Origin of the sequence: Mesorhizobium sp. M7D.F.Ca.US.004.01.2.1 (assembly GCF_003997785.1) — a bacterium.
In the GTDB taxonomy this organism is placed as follows: domain Bacteria; phylum Pseudomonadota; class Alphaproteobacteria; order Rhizobiales; family Rhizobiaceae; genus Mesorhizobium; species Mesorhizobium loti.
In genome coordinates this window covers 1-3,273 of sequence record NZ_RZRQ01000487.1, presented here as the reverse complement: position 1 = coordinate 3,273, position 3,273 = coordinate 1, and the positions used below count along the sequence as shown (strand labels likewise).

General features: G+C 63.4%; 4 protein-coding genes and 1 pseudogene. 2 read left to right on the top strand and 3 right to left on the bottom strand.

All coding sequences use genetic code 11. The features are described from left to right. Both EN993_RS38120 and miaA read right to left on the bottom strand, forming a co-directional pair. Positions 1–158 (bottom strand): annotated as a pseudogene (locus tag EN993_RS38120) (GGDEF domain-containing protein); the annotation flags it as partial. Positions 159–287: 129 nt separating this feature from the next. Continuing rightward, positions 288–1,223 carry a tRNA (adenosine(37)-N6)-dimethylallyltransferase MiaA gene (gene miaA, locus EN993_RS33455; RefSeq protein ID WP_127266017.1) on the bottom strand — a complete coding sequence of 312 codons (936 nt, stop codon included), beginning with the start codon at positions 1,221–1,223 and terminating at the stop codon, positions 288–290. On the opposite strand from miaA, the gene serB reads away from it, so the two are divergent. Continuing rightward, on the top strand, positions 1,222–2,109 hold the full coding sequence (serB, locus tag EN993_RS33450) for a phosphoserine phosphatase SerB (RefSeq protein ID WP_127266016.1): 888 nt from the start codon (positions 1,222–1,224) through the stop codon (positions 2,107–2,109). The genes miaA and serB overlap by 2 nt on opposite strands. Further along, complete coding sequence (locus EN993_RS33445) at positions 2,106–2,678, top strand: GNAT family N-acetyltransferase (RefSeq protein WP_127266015.1); 573 nt, start codon at positions 2,106–2,108, stop codon at positions 2,676–2,678. The genes serB and EN993_RS33445 overlap by 4 nt, the downstream gene beginning before the upstream one ends. 37 nt (positions 2,679–2,715) lie before the next feature. Here EN993_RS33445 and EN993_RS33440 read toward each other — a convergent pair. After that, the coding region (locus tag EN993_RS33440; RefSeq protein ID WP_127266014.1) for a PDZ domain-containing protein at positions 2,716–3,273 on the bottom strand (558 nt) is incomplete at its 5' end.

Genomic DNA, 3,273 nt, shown 5'->3' with positions numbered 1-3,273 from the left:
AGCTTGTTGAGATAGATGACCTTGTCCAGGCCCGAAGCCGTATGCAGCTCGTTGGCGAAGGATTGCAGAAGCCCATAGGCATGCAGCGTCACCAGGCCAGCGGCCAGGATCACGAAAATAAAGACGAAAAATGCTGATTCCGCCTTGTGGAAACGCATCTGCTCCCCAATGGAAAAGTGCCCACTGACCTTATGGCATGGGCGGGCTTACGGAGGGTTAACTTGGACAACCGCAACGAGAACCTTTCCTTGCAGGTAAACTTTTCTGGTTGCAATAGAAACAAGCGATCAGATCGTGGTTTCCAGATCGTCACCAGGGCGCAATCTCAGCCATTCCGGCTCCAGCTGATGCCTGAACCAGGTTGTCTGCCGCTTGGAATATTGCCTGGTCGCAATCTTGGCGCGTTCGATCGCCTCGGGAAAGCCAATCTCTCCGGCCATCGCGGCCTGCAGTTCGCGAACGCCGATCGCTTTCATCGCCGGCAAATCGGGACCGAGGCCAAGCGCCGATAGCCGCCGAACCTCGTCCAGCGCGCCTTTGTGCAGCATCTGGTCGAAGCGTTTTTCGATGCGGCCGACCAGCACCGCCCGATCCGGCTCGATCACGAAGAAACGCGCGCTGCCCCTGTCGATGAGTGGCTGGCCGCGTTCTGCCTGCCATTCCCGGATCGAACGGCCCGACGCGTCGAGCACCTCCAATGCCCGCACGACACGCTGGCTGTCGGTCGGCTTCAGCGTCATGGCGGTCGCCGAATCCTCGCGCAGCAGCAGGCCGTGCAGCTTGACGGCGCCCTGCTCCTTCAACTCGTAGCGCCAGCGGTCCCGGACCCGCTGCGGAATGTCGGGCATTTCCGAAATGCCCTCGGCCAGCGCGCGAAAATAGAGCCCGGTGCCGCCGACAAAAATTACGGGCCGGCCGGAGAGCGTGCCGTCGTCGATCAGCTTCATCACGTCGCGCAGCCAGGCGCCGGTGGAATAGGCTGTGGCCGGATGGACATGGCCGTAGAGGAAATGCGGTGCGCGCGCGAGGTCGGCCGCCTCCGGCCGGGCGGTCAGCACGTCGAGCACCGAATAGCCCTGCATGGAATCGGTGTTGACGATCACGCCACCCTTGCGCTCGGCCAGATCGAGCGCCAGCGCCGACTTGCCGCTGGCGGTCGGCCCGGCTATCAGGATCGCGTTCTTCACGCGGCCCTCGCCCGCTTGTCCGCCGGAATGTTCCATGCCGCTTGTCGCCACGCTTGTTTCCCGTCCCACTGAGCGCGCTTTGTCGCTGTCGCTTGCGAATATGGCGTCACGGTCGGTCGGCGCAAGCGCTGTTGTCTGGCTGGCTGAAGGGATTGCCTGCGATCTCGTCCTGCCCGAGGTGGCTGATGCCACTGATACGAGTGCCGCCTTGCGCACGGCACTCGCCACCGAGGCGGTCGACGTGATCGTCCAGCAGGCCGAAACCCGCCGCAAGAAAATCCTGATCGCCGACATGGATTCGACCATGATCGACCAGGAATGCATCGACGAACTGGCCGACGAGATCGGCGTCAAGGATCGGGTTGCCACGATTACTGCGCGATCGATGAATGGCGAGATCGCTTTCGAACCGGCCCTGCGCGAGCGGGTGGCGTTGCTCAAGGGTCTCGACGCCGCCGTGGTCGATCGCATCGTCGCCAATCGGCTGACGCTGGCCTCGGGCGGCCGCGCTCTGGTCCGGACCATGCGCGCCAACGGCGCCTGGACGGCACTCGTATCCGGCGGATTCGAGGTCTTCACGACGCGCATTGCGGCCATGCTTGGCTTCCAGGAGAACCGCGCCAATCGCCTGCTCGAACAGGACGGCCGCTTCACCGGCCTGGTCGGCGAGCCGATCCTCGGCCGCGCCGCCAAGGCCGACGCACTGATCGAAATTTCCGGGCGCCTTGGCTTGACGCCCGCCGACGCCATCGCGGTCGGCGACGGCGCCAATGATCTCGACATGATCCGCCTGGCCGGTACCGGTGTCGCGCTTCACGCCAAGCCAACGGTCGCGGCACAGGCAAAGGTCCGCATCGACCATGGCGACCTGACTGCGCTGCTCTACGTGCAGGGCTACAAACAGGAAGAGTTTGTGCAATGAAACCAATGCGTACCGAGCGCCTGATCCTGCGCAACTGGGAGGATCGCGACCGCGCACTTTTCCATCGCATCAACTCCGACGAACAGGTGATGGAGTTCTTTCCGTTCCGCCGCGATCGCGCCGCCGCGGATGCCAAGATGGACGAGTTCCGGGCCTGGATCGCGGAGGACGGATACGGTTTTGCCGCCGCCGAGATCACCGCTACCGGTGAATCCATCGGCTTCATCGGTCTCCTCGACACCGATCATGTGCCATCCCTGCCCGCCGGCACCGTCGAGATCGGCTGGCGGCTGGCACCTGAGTTCTGGGGCAAGGGCTATGTCACCGAGGCAGCCGAAGCATGGCTGGCCTACGGCTTCGAGACGCTTGGCCTCGATGAAATCGTGTCATTCGCCGTCGCGGCCAACCGCCGCTCCACCGCCGTCATGCAACGCCTCGGCATGACCGCAGATCCGTCCGGCGATTTCGACCACCCCAGCATTCCCGACAGCCATCCCGCGCTCAAACGACACGTGCTCTACAGGCTGTCGCGCCAGGACTGGCAGGCAAGAAAAAGGGCGGCTGGCTAGCCGCCTTTTCTTTCAGTGCTGTCGGATCTTCCGGAGCTCAGTCCATCCGTATCGTGACGAACCTGAGCTCGCCGGTCTTCGACGCCAGCATCAAGAGCGCATTCTTACGCCCCTGTTCCTTCAAGGCGCCGATCCGGTCCATGACGTCCTTGGGCGTGGCAACCGATTCCTGTGCGATCTCGGTGATCACCTCGCCCGGCTGGATGCCTCGCTCAGCGGCAGCCGAATCCTTGCTGACATCGGTGATGACGACACCGGAGACGTCGGCGGCAATGCTGAACTTCTTGCGCGTCTCGTCGTTCAGTTCGCCGACCGTCATACCGAGCACCGAAGCCGTCGAAACGGCTGGAGCCTTGTCGCCCTTGTCCTGGTCGGTGTTGCTGCCGTCCTCGCCGCTGGCGAGCTTTTCGCCATCCTCGAGCCGGCCGAGCGTCACTTTCACGGTCTGCTCGACACCCTTGCGCACGATGAGCACGTCGACGGCCTTGCCAACCGGGCTTTCGGCGACCACGCGCGGCAGGTCGCGCATTTCATGGATGTCCTTGCCGTCGAACTTGATGATGACGTCGCCGGCCTGGATGGTGCCATTGTCGAC

Coding starts and splice junctions, on each gene's coding strand:
- miaA (WP_127266017.1), bottom strand. CDS start 1,223: ATGGAACATTCCGGCGGACAAGCGGGCGAGGGCCGCGTGAAGAACGCG.
- serB (WP_127266016.1), top strand. CDS start 1,222: ATGCCGCTTGTCGCCACGCTTGTTTCCCGTCCCACTGAGCGCGCTTTG.
- EN993_RS33445 (WP_127266015.1), top strand. CDS start 2,106: ATGAAACCAATGCGTACCGAGCGCCTGATCCTGCGCAACTGGGAGGAT.